Origin of the sequence: Ethanoligenens harbinense YUAN-3 (assembly GCF_000178115.2) — a bacterium.
Lineage (GTDB): Bacteria > Bacillota > Clostridia > Oscillospirales > Ethanoligenentaceae > Ethanoligenens > Ethanoligenens harbinense.
On sequence record NC_014828.1, the window covers coordinates 2,223,465 to 2,245,619 of the forward strand.

Annotated in this window: 18 protein-coding genes; 3 read left to right on the top strand and 15 right to left on the bottom strand. The window is 60.9% G+C overall.

Annotated features, from left to right (window positions below; genetic code table 11):
- Nucleotides 1-29 precede the first annotated feature (29 nt).
- Nucleotides 30-410 carry a 50S ribosomal protein L7/L12 gene (gene rplL / locus ETHHA_RS10425; protein ID WP_013485943.1) on the top strand — a complete coding sequence of 127 codons (381 nt, stop codon included), beginning with the start codon at nucleotides 30-32 and terminating at the stop codon, nucleotides 408-410.
- Nucleotides 411-648: 238 nt separating this feature from the next.
- Here rplL and ETHHA_RS10430 read toward each other — a convergent pair whose 3' ends face one another.
- From ETHHA_RS10430 to glmU, 5 genes are all read right to left on the bottom strand, one after another.
- Nucleotides 649-1,755 carry an O-antigen ligase family protein gene (locus ETHHA_RS10430; protein ID WP_083803702.1) on the bottom strand — a complete coding sequence of 369 codons (1,107 nt, stop codon included), beginning with the start codon at nucleotides 1,753-1,755 and terminating at the stop codon, nucleotides 649-651.
- Nucleotides 1,752-5,291 (bottom strand): transcription-repair coupling factor, encoded by a 3,540-nt coding sequence (gene mfd, locus ETHHA_RS10435; RefSeq protein ID WP_013485945.1) that lies wholly within the window; start codon nucleotides 5,289-5,291, stop codon nucleotides 1,752-1,754. The genes ETHHA_RS10430 and mfd overlap by 4 nt, the downstream gene beginning before the upstream one ends.
- A 54-nt stretch (nucleotides 5,292-5,345) precedes the next feature.
- Entirely contained in the window at nucleotides 5,346-5,972 is a 627-nt protein-coding gene (pth, locus tag ETHHA_RS10440) for an aminoacyl-tRNA hydrolase (RefSeq protein ID WP_013485946.1), read from the bottom strand.
- A 51-nt stretch (nucleotides 5,973-6,023) separates the two neighbouring features.
- The gene (locus tag ETHHA_RS10445; RefSeq protein WP_013485947.1) at nucleotides 6,024-6,983 is read right to left on the bottom strand and encodes a ribose-phosphate diphosphokinase; all 960 of its coding nucleotides are present in this window, start codon (nucleotides 6,981-6,983) and stop codon (nucleotides 6,024-6,026) included.
- Nucleotides 6,984-7,075: 92 nt separating this feature from the next.
- Entirely contained in the window at nucleotides 7,076-8,467 is a 1,392-nt protein-coding gene (gene glmU, locus ETHHA_RS10450; protein ID WP_013485948.1) for a bifunctional UDP-N-acetylglucosamine diphosphorylase/glucosamine-1-phosphate N-acetyltransferase GlmU, read from the bottom strand.
- Nucleotides 8,468-8,692: 225 nt separating this feature from the next.
- On the opposite strand from glmU, the gene ETHHA_RS10455 reads away from it, so the two are divergent.
- Both ETHHA_RS10455 and ETHHA_RS10460 read left to right on the top strand, forming a co-directional pair.
- Nucleotides 8,693-9,316: a chemotaxis protein CheC gene (locus tag ETHHA_RS10455; protein ID WP_013485949.1), complete on the top strand. Its 624-nt coding sequence runs from the start codon at nucleotides 8,693-8,695 to the stop codon at nucleotides 9,314-9,316.
- Nucleotides 9,307-9,783: a chemotaxis protein CheD gene (locus tag ETHHA_RS10460; RefSeq protein WP_041686820.1), complete on the top strand. Its 477-nt coding sequence runs from the start codon at nucleotides 9,307-9,309 to the stop codon at nucleotides 9,781-9,783. Before ETHHA_RS10455 ends, ETHHA_RS10460 begins: the two co-directional genes overlap by 10 nt.
- Before the next feature lie 92 nt (nucleotides 9,784-9,875).
- Here the strand turns inward: ETHHA_RS10460 and ETHHA_RS14680 are convergent, their stop codons facing one another.
- From ETHHA_RS14680 to ETHHA_RS10515, 10 genes are all read right to left on the bottom strand, one after another.
- Nucleotides 9,876-10,961, bottom strand: coding sequence for a polysaccharide deacetylase family protein (locus tag ETHHA_RS14680; RefSeq protein ID WP_013485951.1), 1,086 nt, complete (start codon nucleotides 10,959-10,961; stop codon nucleotides 9,876-9,878).
- 250 nt (nucleotides 10,962-11,211) lie between these two features.
- Nucleotides 11,212-11,793, bottom strand: coding sequence for a ribonuclease M5 (locus ETHHA_RS10475; RefSeq protein WP_013485952.1), 582 nt, complete (start codon nucleotides 11,791-11,793; stop codon nucleotides 11,212-11,214).
- Nucleotides 11,790-12,827: a DNA polymerase III subunit delta gene (gene holA, locus ETHHA_RS10480; protein ID WP_013485953.1), complete on the bottom strand. Its 1,038-nt coding sequence runs from the start codon at nucleotides 12,825-12,827 to the stop codon at nucleotides 11,790-11,792. Before holA ends, ETHHA_RS10475 begins: the two co-directional genes overlap by 4 nt.
- A gap of 166 nt (nucleotides 12,828-12,993) precedes the next feature.
- A complete protein-coding gene (locus ETHHA_RS10485; RefSeq protein WP_013485954.1) occupies nucleotides 12,994-15,213 on the bottom strand; it encodes a ComEC/Rec2 family competence protein in 2,220 nt (739 codons plus the stop codon).
- Between the two features lie 28 nt (nucleotides 15,214-15,241).
- The gene (locus tag ETHHA_RS10490) at nucleotides 15,242-15,784 is read right to left on the bottom strand and encodes a phosphoribosyltransferase family protein (RefSeq protein WP_013485955.1); all 543 of its coding nucleotides are present in this window, start codon (nucleotides 15,782-15,784) and stop codon (nucleotides 15,242-15,244) included.
- Nucleotides 15,785-15,827: 43 nt separating this feature from the next.
- Nucleotides 15,828-16,166, bottom strand: a complete 339-nt coding sequence (locus tag ETHHA_RS10495; RefSeq protein WP_013485956.1) for a histidine triad nucleotide-binding protein — start codon at nucleotides 16,164-16,166, stop codon at nucleotides 15,828-15,830.
- 44 nt (nucleotides 16,167-16,210) lie between these two features.
- Entirely contained in the window at nucleotides 16,211-18,835 is a 2,625-nt protein-coding gene (gene alaS, locus ETHHA_RS10500; RefSeq protein ID WP_013485957.1) for an alanine--tRNA ligase, read from the bottom strand.
- Between the two features lie 201 nt (nucleotides 18,836-19,036).
- Nucleotides 19,037-20,023 carry an ABC transporter substrate-binding protein gene (locus tag ETHHA_RS10505; protein WP_013485958.1) on the bottom strand — a complete coding sequence of 329 codons (987 nt, stop codon included), beginning with the start codon at nucleotides 20,021-20,023 and terminating at the stop codon, nucleotides 19,037-19,039.
- A 36-nt stretch (nucleotides 20,024-20,059) separates the two neighbouring features.
- Nucleotides 20,060-21,073, bottom strand: coding sequence for an ABC transporter substrate-binding protein (locus tag ETHHA_RS10510; protein WP_013485959.1), 1,014 nt, complete (start codon nucleotides 21,071-21,073; stop codon nucleotides 20,060-20,062).
- Between the two features lie 45 nt (nucleotides 21,074-21,118).
- Nucleotides 21,119-22,150: an ATP-binding cassette domain-containing protein gene (locus ETHHA_RS10515; protein WP_013485960.1), complete on the bottom strand. Its 1,032-nt coding sequence runs from the start codon at nucleotides 22,148-22,150 to the stop codon at nucleotides 21,119-21,121.
- Nucleotides 22,151-22,155 lie beyond the last annotated feature (5 nt).

The following is a 22,155-nucleotide window of genomic DNA, read 5'->3' on the forward strand; positions in this document are numbered from 1 at the left end:
GCCGTGCTGTGAATGTGGAGGTTACTAAAATGGCATCTGAAAAAGTTACAAAATTGATCGAGGACGTCAAAGCCCTGACTGTGCTGGAGCTCTCTGAACTCGTGAAAGCTCTGGAAGAAGAATTCGGCGTGTCCGCTGCCGCTCCGGTGGCCGTGGCGGCCGCTCCGGCTGCTGGCGCTGCTCCGGCTGCTGAAGAGAAAACCGAATTTGATGTCGTGCTCACCGACATTGGCGGCAGCAAGATCGGCGTCATCAAAGTGGTCCGCGAGATCACCGGTCTTGGCCTGAAAGACGCGAAAGAACTCGTTGAGAGCGCGCCGAAAGCCATTAAAGAAAAAGTCGGCAAAGACGAAGCCGAAGAACTGAAGAAAAAGATCGAAGATGCCGGCGCGAAAGTCGAACTGAAATAAGTTTACTTTCCGGTTTCGGGATATGCAAAGCCGCCCTTGCCAATGGCAAGGGCGGCTTTGTGTTGTGCAGTGTGCAGTGTTACGCTGCCGTTCTCCCATTAAAGAAAAGGAACATTCTGCGAGGAAATTTTTTGACTGGAAAGATCGAGGACGAGCGGGCTGCCGTCCGCCTAGGACCAGATCGGCCGGGTGGAAAATCAACCGCAAAGCCTCCTGTTATGTAGCGGGAGGGCAGGCTTTACAGGCACACCAGCAGCATCAGCAGCGGGCCGCTCTGGCTGCCCAACAGCGGCACATCGGTCACGCCGTGAATCACCGTGGCCAGCAGCACCGCAAAAAACAACGCCACGGCGGGGTCTCGTCGAAATGCTTTCGCCCTCCGCACGGCCGCGGGGATGCAATAGGCACAAAGCAGCGCCATGCCCACGATGCCAAAATTGACCAGCATGTCCAGCGGCAGGTTGTGCGCATGCACCCGGAAGGCTTCCCCGGCATCTATGGAAAAAAACTGATACCCCAGGAATCCGCCGCCTATAACGGGGTGCTGCGTAAAAATCTTCCAGGCTTCCGCCCAGATAAGTTCCCGCAGATAACGGGAACGGTCAAAACTGGACGCGCGGGGCATCAATTTGGGAAAAAACAGCACGGCCGCGCCCGCTGCCGCGCCGATGGACGCGCCGACGGCAAAGACACGTCTCCGCCCGGTGAGCAGCAGCAACAGCAGTACCCCCGCGCCGACCGGCAGCCAGGCTGACCGGCAACCCGAAAGCCAGATGCCAAGCAAATTGACCGGGATGGCCGCCCAAAACAGCCAACGCGGGCGCAGCCCCCGCAACAGCGCCCAGACACACGCCAATACGATCAGCTCACACATATAGCCATAAAAATTGGGGTTGGTGACTGTGGAGGCCGCGCGGTCGGAAAAATCGGAAAAATCGAAAATAACCTGTATGGCCGCCACCGCGCAGGCGACGAAACTCGCCACCGCTAAAAGCACCAGCGACGCGCACGCCAGCCTGTCCGAACGGCAGCCGCGTACCAGCACGCCGAACGCGATGACAAGCAGAAAATAAGCAAATACCCAGAACCCGTACCAGTTATAATAATAGGCATCCACCAGCAGCGTGACGGCACCCCAGATTTGCACCAGCCAAAATCCTTTACGCGCGAACAACGCCCTGCGCCAGGCCATCAGGCCCAGCGAAAAAATGCCCGCGAGCCCCGCGCCGATGCCTCCGTATGGGTAAGGCACAAATAAGAACAGCAGCGCGAACAGCACGACCTTCTGCTCCAACGAGAAGAGCCGCAGTGTATTTCGTGCACGGGCAGCAAATGCCTGCATCATATCCCTCCAGTCGTTTTAACGGTGGCTCTGCGCCTGTGCGCCGCGCCGTCGGCCGGTTTTTTCTCCGCCAACTCATCCGGCAGGGACAAAAGCGCGCGCAGCGCCTCGCGGATACCGTCCACCGGGGACTGCCCCGCTTTCAGTTTTACGGAAATATAAGGCTTCTGTCCGGCATTGACCATCACGCGGCCGCGCAATGCACCAACCAGACGGGAAACCGCCTGCATATCGAACTGCGCGGCATAGAGCATCAGCACGTTTTCCCGCTGCGCGATCTCCCGGATACCCAGCGAAGCGGCCGTGTTGCGCAGCAGCGCCACGTCCACCAGGCTGCGCACAGCGGCAGGCGGTTCGCCGTAGCGGTCGATCAATTCGTCCAGCACGTCGCTCTCGTCCTCCGCGCTGCGGATGTCTGCGATGCGGCGGTAGGTCTCCAGCCGCTGCCCCGCGCTGGTGATATAGCTTTCGGGGATGTGGGCAGACACTTGGATATCCACCATGCATTCCTCCTCGCGCACGGGCTTCTCGCCCTTCTCTTCCAGCACCGCGTCGCTGAGCAGCTTGAGGTACATGTCATACCCCACCGATTCCATGTGCCCATGCTGTTGGGAGCCGAGGATATTGCCCGCGCCACGGATTTCCAGGTCACGCAGGGCGATCTGGAAGCCCGCGCCGAACTCGGTGTATTCGCGGATGGCTTCCAGCCGTTTGGTGGCGATATCCGAAAGCGCCTTGCCGCGCCGGAAAGTGAAATAGGCGAATGCACGGCGGCTGGAGCGGCCCACCCGTCCGCGGATCTGGTGCAGCTGCGACAAGCCCATGTGATCGGCATCCTCGATGATCAGGGTGTTGCAGTTGGGCACGTCCACGCCGGTCTCAATGATGGTGGTGCACACCAGAACATCCAGCTCGTTGCCAAGCAATTTTTCCCACACGCGGGAGAGCGTTTCCTCATCCATTTTGCCGTGCGCGATACCCACGCGCGCGTCGGGCACCAGCGCGTGCAGCTTGGCCGCCGTCCCCTCGATGCTCTCCACGCGGTTGTGCAGGTAGTAGACCTGCCCGCCCCGCCGCAGTTCACGGCGCACTGCGTCCGCCAGCACGCCCCAGTCGTGCTCGAGCACATAGGTCTGCACAGGATGGCGGTCCTGCGGCGCTTCCTCAATGACCGACATATCACGGATGCCGGACATGGCCATATTCAGCGTGCGCGGGATGGGCGTGGCGGAGAGTGTGAGCACGTCTACGTTTTTGAACAGTTCTTTCAGCTTCTCTTTCTGCGCCACGCCGAAACGCTGTTCTTCATCCACGATGAGCAGACCCAGGCTCTTGAACCGCACGTCTTTCTGCACCAGGCGGTGGGTACCCACCACAATATCCACCGAGCCGCGCGCCAGATCACGCAGGGTCTGCTGCTGCTCGTGCGGCGTGCGGAAGCGTGAGAGCAGACCAATCTTCACCGGAAAACCCTCCATGCGGCGGGTGATCGTTTGAAAGTGCTGCCATGCAAGGATGGTGGTGGGTACCAGAATAGCGCACTGTTTGCCGTTTTCCATACATTTGAACGCGGCCCGCAGTGCCACCTCGGTCTTGCCGAAACCGACGTCGCCGCAGAGCAGCCGATCCATCGGAAACGCGCGCTGCATATCGCCCTTGATCTCCTCCACACAGCGCAGTTGATCGTCCGTCTCCTCAAACTCAAACCGGTCCTCAAATTCGCGCTGCATCGCGTCGTCCGGCTGGAACGTGATGCCCTTGACCTGCTGCCTTGCCGCATACAGGGCGATAAGCTCTTTCGCCATGTCCTTCACGGCGGCGCGCACACGGTTTTTGGCTTTCTGCCATTCGGTGCCGCCCATCTTGTTCAAACGGAGATGGCCGTCCTCATGCGTGCCGATATATTTGGAAACCAGATCGAGCTGCGTCACCGGTACATAGAGCGTGTCCCGGCCCGCGTAGCGAATCTTGATGTAATCCTTGACCACGCCCTGCACCGTCAGCTTGTGGATGCCCTCGTAGACGCCGATACCATGGGCGGCATGCACCACATAATCGCCCGGTGTCAGTTCGGCCAGACTGCGGATGCGCTCGCCCGCGCGCTTATTTTTGCGTTTGCGGTGCAGACGCTGCCCGGTCGTCTGTGTCTGCCCACCGTAGCTGAACAGTGAAAACCCGATATCCGGGTAAGAAAATCCGGCAGAAAGCCTGCCCGGCAGCGTCAGCACGCCGCCCCGCGCGGGCAGAGCGGCGTCCTTCCCCTGGGCGGAGACGGCGGAAATACCCTCTTTGGCCAGTTCTCTGGCAAGGTTTTCACTGTTTTTGCCCGTTCCTGCCAGCACCACGGCTCGCCCGCCCACGTCCAGCGCGGGAACCAAGTCTTCCTTGAGCGCGGCCAGGCCGCCGCTCCAGAGTGAGAATTGCTTGGAAACGATGGCCAGCCGCCCACGCGCCGCCACTTCATAGGTTGCGCGCGCGAAGGTATCCAGCAGCACCGTGTCATGCCGGTCCATCTGCTGCAGCACCTGCGGCCAGTCCAGATAATAGGTGTCCAGCCCCGGCGCGAGGATACCGTCCGCCAGCAAAGCCGACACATCCTCGCCCGCCTGCCAGAGCGTGTTTTTGGCGCGCTCGCGCACGCGCGCCGTCTCGCTCACAAACAGCAGCGCATCGTCGGCGTAATCGAACAGCGAAACCGGGCGGTCATAGCACAACGACAGATAGCGGTCGGTCGCTGCCACGGCGACTCCGCTTTCCAGCCGTTCCAAGTCCTTTTCAAAACTGCCGCGCGCCTTTCCGGCCGTGCCGTCGAGCAATTTGCGGATGGCGCTTTGCAGATCCTGCGGTGCGAATCCGACCTCTACGGCCGGGGTGATGCACACCCCTTCCGCAGGCTCGGTGCGGCGCTGGGTCTCGGGGTCGAAATGAGAGACGGTATCCGGCTCATCCCCCCAGAATTCCACCCGCACGGGCGTTTCCTCCTGCGGTGGAAAGAAATCTACAATACCGCCGCGCCGGGCAAACTGTCCCATGCCCTCGACCTGCTCGGTACGCACATAGCCCGCCGCGAGCAGGGCATCCACCGCCCGCTCGGGCGAGAGCATTTTGCCGCTCTCCACCGGCAAGCTGCGTGCACGGTAAACCTCTTTGGGCATGGTGAGCTGCATGGCGGCATCCGCGCAGGCGACAACGACACGATAATCGCCCAATGCCATCCGCCCCATCACCCGCAGGCGCTCATGCTCAAATTCCCTGGAAACGCTCTCCACCGGCCGCAGCGTGAGGTCCCGCGCGGGGCAGACCAGCACGCCGCCGCCGAAAAACTGTTCCAGATCGTCGCGCATGCGCGCGGCCTCCTGCTCATCGGCAGCCAGCAGCAGCGCACGCCGCCCGGTATGACTGCAAAGCGCATAAATGAGGTGCGCTTTATGCACGCCGGAAAGGCCCGTCACCACAGCCGGAAGCACACCGGCTTTCACCGACGCTTCCAGGTCGCGGTAGGCAGGCAGTTCCCGGAAAATATCCGCTAAAAACTGCAAACGATCACCCTTGTTTCTCCGCCTTAATCTAAAATTGTATGCTTTTCAAAATATTTACGAATTGTATAGATTCATGGCGCTGCCCACGCCGTTTTGAATCAATTCTTCTACTGCTTCGGCCGCACGATCCAGCGACTGCGCGAAGACCGGGCGCTCGGCCTCTGAAAACTTGCCCAGCACCCAGCTTGCCAGGTCGTAATCCGGGCGCGGCTTATCCCCCACGCCGATCTTGACGCGTGGAAACCCGTCGCTGCCGCATTCCCCGATGATGCTCTTGATGCCGTTGTGCCCACCAGCCGAACCTTTGCGGCGCACCCGCAGCTTGCCCACCGGCAGGGAGATATCGTCAAACAGCACCAGCACACGCTCCACCGGCAGTTTGTAAAAATGCGCGGCGGCGGCCACAGCTTCCCCGCTGAGGTTCATAAACGTCTGCGGCTTGAGCAGCAGCACCCGTTTGCCGGCAACCTGCCCGATACCGCAGAGCGCCTTGAACTTCGCGCGGTCGATGCGCACGCCGTTCTTGGCGGCCAGCATATCCAGCGCCGCAAAGCCAGCGTTGTGCCGGGTTCCTTCATATTGTATGCCCGGATTGCCAAGGCCGGCCACGATCCATTCCGGCGCGCCGCCGGATGGCTCGGTGTGCAGGCTGGCAAACAGCAGGCCCAGTCGATCAATCAATCCCAGTCCCCCCACCCGTTGGAACGTACATCTGCCCGCAGGAAGCCGCCGTTACACGAACAGCGTTGAAACGGATTTATCCGAATAGATACGCTCGATGGCTTTGGCAAACACCGGCGCGCACGAGAGCTTGACGATACGCGCGCCCATTTTTTCGGACGAGATGGGCACGGTGTCCAACAGTACAAGCTGCTTGATATAACTGTTTTCCAGCCGTTCGATGGCCGGACCGGAAAGTACGCCGTGCGTCGCGCAGGCATACACTTCCTTCGCGCCGCCTATCTCCACTGCAGCTTTCGCGGCATTCACCAGCGTGCCCGCGGTGTCCACCATGTCATCCACGATGATGACGCGTTTGCCCTCTACGTCGCCGATGATATGCATCACCTGGCTCTCATTGGCTTTGGGACGGCGTTTGTCCACGATAGCCAGCGGCGCGTCGATCCGGGCGGCGAAATTGCGCGCACGGGTAACCGAGCCCAGGTCGGGCGACATCACACAGACTTCTCCCTGGCAATGCGAGAATTTTTCCACAAAATGCGTGGCCAGCACCGGCACGCCCAGCAGATGGTCCACCGGGATATTGAAAAAGCCCTGGATCTGCGGCGCGTGCAGGTCCATAGTGAGCAGGCGGTCCGCGCCCGCAGCAGTGAGCAGGTCGGCCACCAGCTTGGCGGAGATGGGATCACGCGCTTTGGCTTTGCGGTCCTGCCTGGCATAGCCGTAATAGGGAATGACAGCGGTGATACGGCCCGCCGAGGCACGTTTGAGCGCGTCGAGCATAATGAGCAGTTCCATCAGGTGATCGTTGACGGGCGCGCAGGTGGACTGCACCACAAACACATCGGAGCCACGCACCGATTCATAAATGGAGACCGAGCTCTCCCCGTCGGAAAACTGCTTGACCTCCGAGTGGCCCAGCGGCAGACCCAATGCTTCCGAAATGCCGTTGGCTACGTCCGGATTGGCATTTCCCGAAAAAATGCGGATATCTTTCCCGTGCAGGTTCATATGCTACCCCTTTTTATTCTTTTCTTTTCTATTTCCCCGCGGCAGCGATTTTTTCAGCCGTTATGGCGCGCTGCCGCCTGTACTTTCCTTGGTCATTTCTGATCGTCATAGCGCTCGGGGTGACGGCGGCGCACCCAGCCCTCAAGCGTGATCTGTTTGGCGCGCTCCACCGCCAGTGCGTCGGCGGGCACATCCTTGGTGATGGTGGAGCCGGCGGCGGTAAACGCATTCTCCCCCACCGCGACGGGGGCGATCAGATTGGTGTGGCAGCCGATGAACGCATGGTCGCCCACCGTGGTGCGGTGTTTGTGCACGCTGTCATAGTTCGCCGTCACGCAGCCGCAGCCAAAGTTGACTCCCTCGCCCACGTCGGCGTCACCGACATAAGACAGATGCGGCACCTTGGTGCCCCGGCCAATGCGTGCGTTCTTGAGCTCCACAAAATCGCCCACATGCACCTTTTCCTCCAACCGGGTGCCCGGCCGCAAATGGCAGAACGGCCCGACCGTTACACCCGACCCGATATAGGTGCGGTAAGCCTGGGAAGCGTTGACGACCGCCCCGTTTTCCACCGTGCAGTCTTCCAGCAGGGTATTCGGCCCCAACACGCAGCCCTCGCCCACCGCGGTGGCCCCGCGCAGGATAGTGCCGGGCAGCAGACGCGTATCCCGCCCGACCATCACGTCCGGTCCCACGGTCACGCCGGCTTCGTCCACGATCTCCACACCCGCGTCATACAGCGCGTCCAGCCTGCTGCGGCGCGCCGCGGCATTCAGCGCCGCGAGCTGTCGGCGGTCATTCGCGCCCGCCATTGCCGAGGCATCCGGCATGACATACGTCCCGCCCCTGCGCCCCAGCCCGGCAAGGATTTCCACCGTGTCCGTCAGATAATATTCACCCTGAGCGTTTTCATTGCCCAGCGCGGCCAGCGCAGCAAGAAGCGCTTCGGTATCGAACCAATAGGCGCCGGAATTCACTTCCTGTATTTTACGCTGTTCCGCGTCCGCGTCTTTCTCTTCCACGATGCGCAACACGTTGCCCGCATCGTCCCGCACGATGCGCCCATAGCCGTGCGGATCATCCGCCCGCGCGGTGAGGACCGTCACGGCGTTGCCGTTCTGCCGGTGCGCTTTATATGCCGCAGACAGAATTCCCGCGTCCAGAAACGGCGCGTCCCCACAGAGCACGACCGTATCCTGCGGCGCGTGTTCTTTCAGAAAATCCGCCGCGGCCAGCACGGCGTCGCCGGTGCCAAGCTGTTTTTCCTGCACCGCGAACGAACAGCGGCCGGAAAGATGCGCCTCCAACTGCTCCCTGGAAAATCCCGTCACCACGCACACGGCAGGCACGCCCGCGCCCGCCGCGGCATCCAGCACCCAGTCGATCATAGGCTTAAACAGCACTTCCTGCAATACTTTCGGGCGGCGCGAATGCATGCGTTTGCCTTCGCCCGCCGCCAGCACGACCGCGGCTGTGTTCTCCATGTATGATACCCTCCAATGGTCCGGCCATCCTGTTTTACGCGCACACCAAAACGCGGCGGTTCCTCACCGCCGGACAGGATTTCCTTCTTATTTTTCTATTATCGCAGTTTCACCGGCAAATTTCAAGCCCCCGCACGTCCGCGCAGCGCTTGCATTACGCGCCGCGATGCCGTAAAATAAAGAGCACAGTTTCCTTTCGATTCCATCCAAAGGAGGTTCCGGCCCATGAAGAATTACGATGACCTGAGCGATCAGGAAAAAGACATCCTCCGCGAGGTCGGCAATATCGGCGGCGGCAATGCGGCCACCGCGCTGGCTTCCATGCTGGCCGGGCGGGTGGATATGTCGGTACCCAACCTGCAGATCATGGACGTGAGCAGCGTGACGGAGACCCTCGGCGGGCCGGAGCAGGAATACGTCGGCATTCTGCTCATGATGGAGGGCCAGGTGAACGGCATCATGATGTTCCTGCTGGACAAGCATTTCACCCGCCTGCTCATCAATGTGCTGCTGGATACACAGTTTGAAAGTTTTGAACATATCGGCGAAATGGAACTCTCGGCCTTAAAGGAGATCGGCAACATCATGGCCGGCTCGTATGTGAACGCCATCGCCGCATTGACGGGTCTTTCCATTACCATTACACCGCCGCAGATCGCCATCGACATGGCCGGTGCTATCCTGAGCTATCCCGCCGCCCTGTTCGGCGTCATGGGAGACAAGGTGCTCTGCATTGAAGAAGATTTCATGCGGGAAAATGAGCAGATCCGCAGCCATCTCCTCATCATGCCCGATTCGGAATCACTCTCCAATATCTTAAAGCGGCTGGGTGTTACGGAATGGCATTGATCGTGGTAGGCATCTCGGACTATAAGACCGCCAGGCGGCCGGACAGGCTCATCACCTATGCGCTCGGCTCCTGCGTGGGCACCTGCCTGTTCGATGAGCGAAGCGGCGCAGCCGGCCTCTCCCATATCCTGCTGCCAGACTCGACCATCAACAGAACAGACACCAATATCATGAAATACGCCGACACGGCCATTGAGGCGCTGGTGCGCGAAATGGAGCGGCAAGGCATTCGCCGCACACAACTGAAAGCCAAGATTGCGGGCGGCGCAAATATGTTCGCCGCTCAATCCAAAAGCATGAATATCGGGGAACGCAACGTCGCCGCCGTGAAAGAGCATCTGCGGCGCCTGGGCATTCGCCTGCTGGCGGAAGACACCGGGAAAAATTATGGCCGCACTGTGGAATTCGATCCGGAATCCGGTGCGATGTCCGTCAAATCTGTCCTGCACGGCGTGCATGTGTTCTAGGTGCCAAAAGGGACCCGCTTGCGAGTGTGTACTCGCAGGCGGGTCCCTTTTGGGCGTTTTTAGCCGGGATGGCGCTGCACTGTACGGTCATTTTATTTTGATTGTACAATCTGTATGAAATCATTGAGAGTGTTTTTGGCACTCACGTAAGAGCGCGGCACCTCCAGCACCGGGTCGGTCACTTTGGCCGTGCCGCCGTCTTCCAGGAACCCGAGCTTATACCCGATGGCCGTTGCCGCGCGCAGGGTATTCGCATCATAGTCCCCATACGGATAAGCCACATAATCCACGGATTTTCCCGTGATCTGCTCAAGGGCCTTCTTGGAATCCTGCAACTCCGAGACCTGCTGGTCATAGGTCATTTTGCTCAGATAGCCGTGGGTGACCGTGTGATCCTCGATATCAATGCCGTTCTGGCTCATTTCTTTGAGCTGGCTCTCCACCAGATAATTGGACGTACCGATCTTCCCTGAGATGACAAACACGGTCGCTTTCAGCCCATATTTTTTCAAAATGGGGTAGGCATTGCTGTAATTATCGAAATACCCGTCGTCCAGCGTGATAACCGCCGTTTTGTCCGGCAAAGCCGTGTGCGCGTTCATATGCGCATATAACTCATCCATACTCAGTGTGGTGTAGCCGTTGGTATGAAGCCAGTTCATTTCGGAATCAAACAGATCGGGCGGAACACAGAGATTGTTTCCGCTCACCACACTGATGGAATGATACATCAGGATCGGCACTTTCGTGTTTGTCCACGCGGGATTGGAGACGGCCACCGATGCGGATGATGCCGTGGAAGAAGATCCACCGGACTGACTGGTCACGGTGACCGCGCAGTCGGTGCTTTTGCCGCCGCCTGTAACCTTCACGGCTGCCTTCCCGGGCGCGACAGCCTTTACAAGACCGTTTGCGTCCACAGTAGCCACGGCGGTGTTGTCGCTTTCATATGTGAATGTAGTATTCACCGTGGGCGGATCGGCCAGCGGATAAATGGCATAGGTACCGCCCACAGAGAGCGAGACTGCCGTTTTGGGCAGATGGACGGCCGTCACCCCCGTTGCTGTGTGCGGCTTGCTGCAGGAAACAAGCCCCACCAGCATAAACGCCGCCAAAAACAGCAGCAGGAAAAAGCGCGGCCGGATGGCCTTTCCGCCGATGCGTGCAGATTGCTTCATATTTTGTACCTTCCCCGTCGTCAAATTATCCAATTTTATTATAAGCCGGAAAACGGCTGTTGTCCAGCATCGGCATAGCGCCGCCCCGCTACACACGGAGCCTGTCCACGCACGGGAAAAACAGGGATATGCGAGAAAATCTGGTGCAGAGTGATGCAGAGAAGACGGGCATACCGATGTATTCCAACCGCATTGCCACATTGCACCAAATGGCCGCAGCCCCTTCCATGTTTCTTTCAGGAACAGACTCTTATTGTTCCGCGACTGCACGCTTGTATTCTTCATACGAATACATGGCGTTGAGCATATCCAGCAGGCCGTTGGCCGAAAGGCGCTCCGGCAGTTGCAGCTTGCGGAGCAGAGCGCGGCGTTTCTCCGCGCTCTGCTCCCCGCCTGAAAGACCATCGGCAAACAGATCCGCTTTGGTTACGCGCCGCCTGGGCGCTTCGGTCTGCTCGGCCAGCACGCCCGCGCGCGCCAGGCTCTGCACGATCACGTCCGGCGGGATGCCCTCCACGCCCAGCTTTCCTTCTTTGGACGGCGCGGTTTTGCGCTTTTCCTTGCCAAAAATATCCGGCATATACGCGTGCCGGACCTGCCCGGTGGGCAGCGCGCCGCTCAGAAAACCGCGGATCTTAAAACCGGCCGCGTCGCTGTCGGTGAGGATGAGCACCCCGCGTTTCTCCGCCAGGCGGCGGATAAGCGCAAGTTTCTCGGCATCCTTGAAGATGGCAAACCCATCTGTCTCGATAATAACCGCGTCGATCAGGGAGGAAAGTTTAATCTTATCGTATTTTCCTTCCACGATGACGGCTTCCCGGATATGGATCAACCCGCAATCCCCCGCTTTCTCAAATGTGTAAGGTCCACGCAGAGCCGTTCCAGCGCCAGGCGGCTATCGGCGCCGGAGGACTTGAGCTGGTGGTCGGCGGCGAGCAGCCGATCCAGCGCCGCGCGCAGATACCCTTCCGAAAGGCCGCGGCAGTCGCGCAGCGCGTTGCGGATGCGGAATTCCCGCCCCCTGTAGGGAAAATCCGCCGCCAAATCGGCCTGCCCTTTGCCGGCGGAAACAGCGACGGCCGCGCGGTAGAGGTCGCAGAACGCCTGCGACAGGGCGGACAGGATGACGACCGGTTCCTCTTTGCGGTCGAACAATCCCCCCAATGTTTCCAATGCGGCGGGCAGCCGCCCGGCGAGTACCGCGCGGGCCAAGTCATAGATGGAGCACTCGATATTCTTGTGCACCAGCGCATCCACCGCTTCCCGGCCAATCTCCCCGCCCGCCGCATAAGCGGCCAGTTTTTCCATTTCCGCCGCCATGCGGTTCATGTCCGCGCCGCAGGCTTCCGCCAGTGCGTCCGCCGCCGCCGCAGAGATGGACGCGCCCGCCCCGCGCGCGCGTTTGGCCAGCCACTTTTCCAACTCGCGTTTGGTCGGCACGGCAAACTGCTCGGCCACACCGCTCTTTTTGGCCAGCTCGATGAGCGCTTTCCAGTGTGCGCTTTTCTTATCATACGACACATGCGTAAACGCCAGCACCAACACACAGCTTGCCGGAGCATCCGCAAGCAGGGCCAGAAACTCTTTCCACTCTTTGGCTTTCAGCGTGTCGGGGTCGATATCCTGCAAGACCACACAGGTGCGTTCGGCCATCAGCGGCAGGTGCTCCACCGCCGCCGACAATTTGGAAAGATCGAATGTGTCCGCAGAAAAGCGGTGCAGGTTGAATTCCCGCACCGACGGGATGGCACGCTCAGAAAGGGCGCGGGCATAATGCGCCGCCAGATACCCCTCCTCGCCGTACAGCAGGTACAGCCGCGCAAGCTGTCCGCTTTTGATCTGGCTGTCCAGTTCGCGCGTGCTCATTCCATCGCTCCTTTCTACGGTAAACGGACTTTTCGCGGTGACGCCGTTTGGATCTGCACGGCCATCCGGGGAAAACGCTTCCTGCTTTTATCTTACCAAAATGCGTTCGAAACCGCTATTGCTTTTTGCCGGAAATGTGCGCAGACGCACGATCGTTTTTTCACGATCAGGTGACCTGCAGGAACGCGCCGCCGCGCGTGCGCACCAGCAAAGCCTGCCCGCTCACGCCGCGCAACGTGCAGCCGCGTGCGCTCAGTGCACCGCCGGCCGCCGAGCCCGCAGACACGTTCCCGGAAAAAACAGCGGATTGGGGAGAAACATCTTGTATAAAATCATTAGACAGTTCCCCTCCGTAAAACAATTGTCCCGCCGCAAGCGCCCGTTCCGGCAGCATATACGCCGCCGTGTCCGCTCCCGTCCCGCCGGTCAGCAACGCGCGGGCGGTGCCATAACGCATGGCGGTGAGCAGCGTTTTACCGTCGGCAGACGGATACAGCGTCAGCACCGCGCCGCACCAGGACAACGACACAGCGGAAGCGACCGGATGGCCGCCGCCCGGCGCCTGTGCGCGATACGCCCCCGGCAGATAGACCGCGCGCACCGGCACCGTCAGTTCCGACAGGTTGTTCTCCCGTTTCTGGTCCCACACGGGCAGGATAAGTGCATCCACCTGTGCGACGTTGTGCGTTTTCAGCCAGCGCGAGGTCAGATAAGCGGCGTCATACCCGGCCAGATCGACTACCACGGCGTGCCCGCCGTTCAGCAGCACCGTGCAGTTGCCGTCCGACGCCGGCAGGGCGGCGAACTCCAGCACGCCCCATGCGGCGGCGGCATGGCTGGCCATACCTACGGAAAGCGCGAACGCCACGCACAGGGCCGCGGCACGCCAATCCGCCCCCCGCCCCCGCATCCGCCAAAGCAGGAACGCCGCGGCGGCCGCCAGCAGCAGGATCGGATAGATAAACCCATAATCGGTGGAGACCGATGCAAACGGCAAATCGGCCAACAGGTGCGCATAGCCGATCATCGTCGCGCAGCAAAACCGCAGCAGCAGAGCCGCCGGTGTGACCAGCCAGCCAAACGCCCAACCATCGGGCAGCAGCGAGACCATGGCGGAAAGCAGCGTGGCCAGCAGCGAGACCGGCACTTCCAGCACATTGGAGAAAAACGTGACCAGCGAGATCTGCCGGAACGTGACCAGAATCACCGGCAGGGTGCAAAGTGTGGCGCCGGCCGTTTCGCAGAGCACCGCGGCAGGCATGCGCAACAGGCGACCCGCCCTTTCCGGCAGACGCTTCATTCCAACATTGATCCACCTCGTACATCTGCCGGACACCAGCACCAACCCAAGCGTGGCCGCAAAAGAAAGGAGCAGGCCCGTATCCGTAGCGGCAAAAGGGTTGAGCAGGCAGAGCACCAGCACCGACGCCCCCAGCGAATTGAGCGCATCGGCCTCACGCCCCAGTATCAGCCCGCCCAGAAAGAGCAGGGACATCACGCCCGCGCGGCTGACCGACGGGGAAAAACCCGTTACCGCCATGAACCCGAGCACCACGGCGGCCGTGGCCAGGGCGGACAGTCGGCGCGGCAGGCGCAAACAGGCAAACAGCCACAGCAGTGCCTGCATGATGAGCGAAATCTGCGTACCGGAAACCGCCAGAATATGCGAAATGCCGGTGGCGGTGAAATCGCCTTTGACCCACGCGGGCAGGTTGGAAACATCGCCGATGAGGATACCGGACGAGAGCGCGCCCCATACCCCGCCCACACGCGCCTGCAGCCGCGCGGAAAGCAGCTGCCGTACCTGGATGGCCAGCGCATAGGGGTGAAAACCCGCGGCGGCGGAAATCTGCACCGTGCCCTGCGGCGTGGCGAACAGGTAAACGCCTTTGGAACGATAATACTGACGGCTATCAAAGCCGCTTGCTGTCCCGTCGGGCGGCAGTGAAAGCGCGGCGGTAAACGCCACCCTTGAAAACGGTGCGATGCCGCCCTCCTGCGTTTTGACGCGCAGCGTGACCCCCCGCGCCGCCGTTTTGCCATTCACCGTAACCGTGTCCGCTTTCACCAGATAATACACGGTCTGGCCGGACGTAGCGGGCGCGTCGGTCACCACGCCCTGCACCCGCGCCGTTTTCCCCGCCAGCGAAGCCGCCGGCCAATAGGCAAAATGCCACACGGCGGCATAAACAGCAAACGCCGCGCCCGCCGTGCAAAGCACGGTGAGGAGCACGGCGCGCCGCCCAAACGGCCCGAAGCCCAGCAGCACCGCCGCACCGGCGGCACAGAGCAGGGCCAACGCAACGCAGACCGCGGCATCGAGCTGCGCGGCAAGGCATAAAACCGCAAGATATGTAAAACCGATGGCAGCAAGCGGGCGTTTCATCGCCCACCTCTTTCCCGCGCGGAGCGCGTCAGTTTTTCACAAAGATCGGCAGCGGCGCAAGGAACGTGATGTCGTCGCGTTTCTGCGCGTCGCCCTCGGCAAGCACCGCCATACGGCCCACGACGTTGCCGCCCGCCTTACTCACCAGCGCTTCCAGCGCGTTCAGCGATTCGCCGGTGCTGATGACGTCGTCCACAATGAGCACGCGGCGGTCGCGCATCTGGCCCGCGTCGTTCTCGTCGATGTACAGTGTCTGCACCTTGGCGGTGGTGATGGATTTGACCGACACGCTGACGGGGTTGTGCATGTAGACCTTCACGCCCTTGCGCGCGATCAGATAGCCGTTTTCGTTGTTCTGGCGCGCCATCTCATAGGCCAGCGGGATGCCCTTGGCTTCGGCGGTGATGATGACATCGTGCTCCGGAGCGCGCTCAAGCAGATGCCGGGCGCAGTTGACCGTCAGTTCCACGTCGCCGAACATGATGAACGCGGCGATATCCACCGTATTACTCACCGCACAGATGGGCAGTTCACGCACCAAACCCGCGACTTCAAGCGAATATGTTTCCATAACCAAGCTCCATTCTCTTTTGTCCGTGCCACCAAGGCAGCCGTTACGCCATATCCGGATAGAGCGGACGGCCCGCCAGCACATGGAAGTGCAGATGGTGCACCGTCTGCCCCGCGTCCGGACCGCAGTTGGTCACGACCCGGTAGCCGTTTTTCAGCTCAAGCTGTGCTGTCAGTTTGGCAATCACTTCAAAAACACGCGCGACCACGGCGCTGTTTTCGGCTGTAATCTCGCTTGCCGACGCGAAATGCGCTTTCGGGATCACAAGAAAATGCACCGGCGCTTTGGGCTCAATGTCGTAAAATGCCAGCACCTGTTCGTCTTCATACAGTTTTTTGCAGGGAATTTCCCCCGCCGCGATCTTACAAAAAATGCAGTCCATTCCGCCGCCTCCATTTGTCCGATACATTGGACGTCTTGGGCAATTTACTTTTTAACAGCTTCCAAGCCAGCCTCCACGCTCTGGAGAGCTTCCGCGACGCGGGATGCGTCGCGCCCGCCCGCGGTGGCACTATCCGGCCGGCCGCCGCCGCCGCCGCCGGTGATCTTCGCGGCCGTGCGCAAGAGATTGCCCGCGTGCGCGCCGTTTTTCACCGCTTCTTTGCCGCAGGCCGCGGCAAACACCACCTTGCCCCCGGCCATGCCCGCCAGCACGATCACCGCCTGCGGGTCGCTCTCGCGCACCCGGTCGGTAATCATCCGCAGTCCGTCCACATCCATCTCTTTCAAGCTGGCGGTGATAAGGCGGAACACGCCGACCTCTTTGGCCGCCGCAAGCAGCGCATCCATCTGCATGGCCGCGATGCGGCCCCGCAGCGTCTCGATCACGCGATCTTTTTCGCGCAGCTCACCTGCGACCTGCGCCGCCCGCTGCGGCAGTTCGGCAGGCGCGGCTTTCAGAACCTGCGCGGCTTCTTTGATGGCGATGTCCTGCCCGCGCAGGAGTTCGAGCACGTTGGTACCGGTCACGGCCTCGATGCGGCGCACGCCTGCGGACACCGAGGTTTCGGATACGATGCGGAACAGGCCGATCTTGCCGGTGTTATCCACATGGGTGCCGCCGCAAAGTTCCTTTGAAACATCGCCCATCTGCACCACGCGCACCACATCGCCGTATTTCTCGCTGAACAACGCCATGGCGCCGGTTTTTTTTGCTTCTTCCACCGCCATCGTCCGCGTGACGACCGGCAGAGCCGACAGAATGGCGGTATTGACTTCTTTTTCCACAGCGGCAAGCTCGTCCGCCGTGAGAGCCGCGAAATGCGTGAAATCAAAACGCACATGGCGGTCGTTCACAAGCTGCCCGGCCTGTTGGACATGCGTGCCAAGCACGCTGCGCAGTGCCGCTTGCAGCAGATGCGCGGCACTGTGGTTGCGCATGACGGCCCGACGGCGCGGCGCATCTACCTGCGCCTGCATGGTCTCGCCCGCCGAAAGGCTGCCCTCCACCACCTTGCCGATGTGGAGAAAACGCCCGGTGGGGGATTTTCGGCAATCGGTGACCTGCACGCAGACCCCGGCGGCGGTGAGCAGACCGGTGTCGCCCACCTGCCCGCCGCTTTCCGCATAAAACGGGGTGGTATCGAGCACGACGGAGACCGTGCTGCCCTGATCCGCCAGCCCTACGCGCTCACCTTCGGTGATAATAGCCGCGACTTTGGCCGCGCAGCTCAGCTTTTCATAGCCGACAAACCGTGTTTCGGGCGTGTCCTCGTCCTTGGAGTCCTCCCACGCGGCGCCCATCCCGGCGGCGCGGGCGGCACGGGCACGCGCGCGCTGCTCTTTCATCCGCTTCTCGAAACCGTCGGCATCCACCGAAAAGCCGCGCTCCTCGAGGATATCGCTGGTAAGGTCGAGCGGGAAACCAAAGGTATCGTATAATTTGAACGCGTCGTCTCCGGAAAGCACGCCGCCAGCGGGCAGCGCGGCAATGCGCTGCTCAAGCAGTTGAAGCCCCTGGTCGATGGTGGCGGCGAAGCGCTCTTCCTCGGCCTTGATGACACTTTGAATATAGCTCTGTTTTTCCACCAGATCGGGATAGGCGGCGGCGTTTTCATGCACCACCGTCTCCGCGACCTGATAAAGAAAAGGCTCGCGGATGCCGAGCAGACGGCCGTGACGCGCGGCCCGGCGCAACAGGCGGCGCAGCACATAGCCGCGTCCCTCGTTCGAGGGCAGAACGCCGTCGCCCACCAGAAACACGGTGCTGCGGATATGGTCGGTGATGACGCGCAGGGAAATATCGGCCTTTGCGTCCTCCCCATAGGTCACGCCCGCAATCCGCCCGGTGTGCTTCATGATATTCTGGACGGTGTCCACCTCAAAGAGATTGTTCACGTCCTGCATCACGCAGGCAAGGCGCTCCAGCCCCATGCCGGTGTCGATATTCGGCTTGGCCATGGGGGTATAAGTGCCCTTGCCGTCGCTGTCGTACTGCGAGAACACGATGTTCCAGAACTCGACATAGCGGTCGCAGTCGCAGCCCACGCCGCAGGTGGGCTTGCCGCAGCCGTGCTCCTCGCCGCGATCGAAGTAGATCTCCGAGCACGGGCCGCACGGGCCGCTGCCGTGCTCCCAGAAATTGTCCTCTTTGCCCAGACGGACAATGTGCGAGGGGTCTACCCCCACCTCTTTGGTCCAGATGTCGAACGCCTCGTCGTCATCCAGATAGATGGTAACATAGACCTTGTCTTCCGGCAGCTTGACCACTTTGGTAACAAACTCCCAGCCCCATGCGCACGCCTCGTGCTTGAAATAATCGCCGAATGAAAAATTGCCCAGCATCTCAAAATAGGTGCCGTGGCGGTCGTCCTTGCCCACATGCTCGATATCCGGCGTGCGGACGCATTTCTGACAGGTGGTCACCCGCTTGCTCGGCGGCGTGACCTGCCCCAGAAAGTATTTCTTCATCGGTGCCATGCCGGAATTGATGAGCAGCAGGCTGTTGTCCCCCTGCGGCACCAATGGGAAACTCGGCAGGCGCAGATGCCCTTTGCTTTCAAAAAACGCGAGATATTTTTCCCGCAGCTCGTTTAATCCCGTCCACTCCATGAAACGCGACAGCCTCCTGTTGATCGGGTCCCGCTTCGAAAAGCAGCCCCGGATATGCCCACGGCTGTTTCCGCAGGCATATTTCATTATAGCACAGGCAAATTGCAAAGTTCAAGCGCCGAAGCGGCGCCCTTCCGCTTTTCCGCCCGCGCCGGGCAAAACAAAAGGAGCCGGACAAATATCCGGCCCCCTGCGGGCGGTTTACCGATAATATCGGAGAAAAAGCGGGTTGAGCCCGGCAAGCACGTCCCCGATGTCGGGGTTGGAAAGATACTCCCAGCCAATCCAGTGATACGTCCGGTCTTTAAGCAACGTCTGATCCGCTCCCGCACAGGTACTGAACAAACCCGCGCAGTTGAACGCGGCCGCGGTCTCCGGGCCCGTAAGGAACTCAAGAATCTCTTTGTGTTCCCCGGCCTTGCCGGTTTTCACCATCAGGAAGACCGGATTGAGCAGCGCACCCTCTTTCGGCCAGATGATGCGGGCATTCGGGTTCTGCACGGTGCGGGCGTAAAAGTACGGCACCACGTAAACGCTGGGCTGGCCCGGCTTGGGGCGGGTGAGCTGCACGACCGCCTGCGCGGGGTGCATGCCCTCTTGCACCGAGCGGGCCAGACGGCGGATGCCGTCTTCCCCATAGTGCTTGTCAAAATAGGTCAACAGGGCGTCGCAGAACGATTTGCCGTCCCCGCGCACGCCCAACTGCTTCTCCAGCCGCTCGTCCAGCAGGTCGTCCCAGCTCTCCGGCACAAACGGTGCGCGCGTCTCATCCGCCATGATGACCAGCGTGTTCATGGCCAGCAGAGAGTAGTTCCCGCCCGGGTCGCGCAGGCCGTTTTCCAGCAAAGACGGCTCATACGCCAGACAATCGGAGAAAACGCCGGTTCGGACAAAGCGCTGCTGAAAGTTCTTTTCAAAAAACATATTGTAGCCAGGCGCAAGCAGAATGTCCGGCAGCCGGTCCGGGTCCTCCACCGTGTTGAGATAGTCCCGAAACGGCACGTGATGGTTGGCGTTGCCTTCAATATAATACGCCAGCCGCCGCCCCTGCTCCGTAAACGTCCGGCGCGCAAACGTGCGGAAACGGTCCTCAAACGGCACCTTGACCGGGCAGGGCAGCAGGCCGAAGAACGAAAGCCCGCCGACCGCGTAGTCCTCGACCTGCACGGCGGATTGCGTGGAGCTCATACGATTCCTCCTTTATTCAGACAGACACGAACCGGATCAGGCAGTCAGATCGTCAAAAAAGGCTTTGACGGCCGCGATACGGTCTTCCAACGGCGCGGAACGGATAAAATCCCAGCCCAGCCAGTTGAACGCCGCGCCCGCGGGCAGGTCGTTTTCCACCGCGGGGTTGGCCGCCGGATAACAGTGCGCCGCCGAAGCCGCGCCCAGCTCCCTGCCGGTGATGGCATCCACCAGCGGGCGGTACAATTTGCGCTGCCCACGCTGCACCAACAGAAATGTCGGCTCTACCAGCGCGCCGTCCTCCGGCCAGACGATCTCAACATCCGGGCTGGAGCAGGCTTGGGCAAAAAACCACGCCACCACATACACCGCCGGGCCTTTCAGCGTCCTTCCCGCGTCGCGGATCATGTCGGTGGAATGCATGGCGCCGCGCGCCGCGCGCCGAAGCGCAGCCAGCCCTTCTTCGCCATGGTCGCGCAGAAGGGTGAGCGGCAGCAGCGTGGAGACCGCGCCGTGCGCGGCGGGCAGCGCCACATCGCCCGCGAACGCCGGGCCGAGCAGATCGTTCCAGCGGTGCGGCACCGGCCGGTCGCCCAGCATTCTTTTATCCACCAGCATCACGGTGGGCATCACCGAGAAAATGTGAAATTCCCCGTTCGGGTCGCGCAGGCCGGCCTGTTCAAATTCCGGATGCACCGGCAGATCCAGCCGCTCAAAATACCCTTTCCCCGTGAATTTGGAAAGAAAACGGCTGAAAAAATAATCGCCGAATTTGAAAGACATGAGGACGTTCGGCAGCTCATCCGGCGTTTCCACTTCGTTGACAGCATGGATGTTTTCCGCGCCCTTGATGCCGTCACACCCGCAGATAGCGGGCAGATAACTGCGCAGGCTGCGCCCCTGCTCCCGTCGGAAAACAGCGGCGGCCGCGTTGTAACCCTCTCGGAACGCCGGCTTGAGCGCGCAGACAGCTTCCCCGAAAAAATCCAGCTTTCCCGATTCCGGCAGGCTTTCGTCCAGAATTTCGGAAATCATCCGGGTATCGGCCATACAATCGCCTTCCTTTCCACAACGGCTTCTGACAAAACGGACGGTCTATTCAAAAAGCGGATGCAGGTCGAAGTCGATCTTTTCCCCGCGCCGGATGCGCCCGCGCAAGTCCGACAGGCCCGCGTCGATCTTCTCCAGATAGGAAAGGTTCGCGCGCTCCTCTTCGCCGGTTTCCACGATACCGGCGATGCCGCCGTTTTTGATGGCGACCCGCCGGTCCCCCAGCAGCGCGAGGATGGGATCGTGCGTGGACATCATCACGATCTTCTCCTCCCGCACCAGCAGCTGCAACGCCTTCTGCCGGTCGATGCCGGCGTTCTCGATCTCATCAATGAGCACGATGGGTGAGCGGGACAGCAGCGCCGTGCTGGCGATCATCAGCGCACGGGACTGCCCGCCGCTGAGCTGGGTGAGCGCGGTTTGCCCGGAAAACTGCTCGCCCGCCAGGTCGTTGGCGCAATCAAGGATGCGGCGCGCCGCTTCGGCCTCGTCCTGCACCATGCGGCTCTGGGCATGCAGCGCCACAAAGTCCGTCACGCTTAGATCCATCACAAAGTTCATGTTCTGTGAGAGCTGCGCCACCAGTTTATGCTCGATCTCAAAGCGGTATTTTTCTTCCGGCACACCGCCGTTGATGAGAACCTGCCGCCCGGTGGGCGTGTCGCGCTGCGCCATGCATTCAATATCCGCCAGCAGGCGGCTCTTGCCCGCGCCGGTGGGGCCCACAATGCACACCACGTCCCCGCGCGTGAGGGTAAGCGTGCAGTTTTCCGCGCGGCCGGATTTGTCGTGCCCGCCGAGCACCGTGACCGTGCGCACCGCCAGCCGGTCCTCGGCGGCGGTGGTCTCCATCTCCTCGATATATGTGAGCATGTTCTCGGCCATCTGCGCGCGGCTGAGAGCAAAATCCTCGTAGTATTCGTCCGGCACCGAGGTGAGCAGCTCCGCCGCCGTCATGGACGCATCCGGCACGCCGATCTTCACCGAGGCCAGCAGTTCGCCGATATACGGGTATTTCGCCAGCATGTCCCCAATCGGCACCGTCTGCAGCAGCTGCCTGATCTGTTGTTCTTCCATGTTGC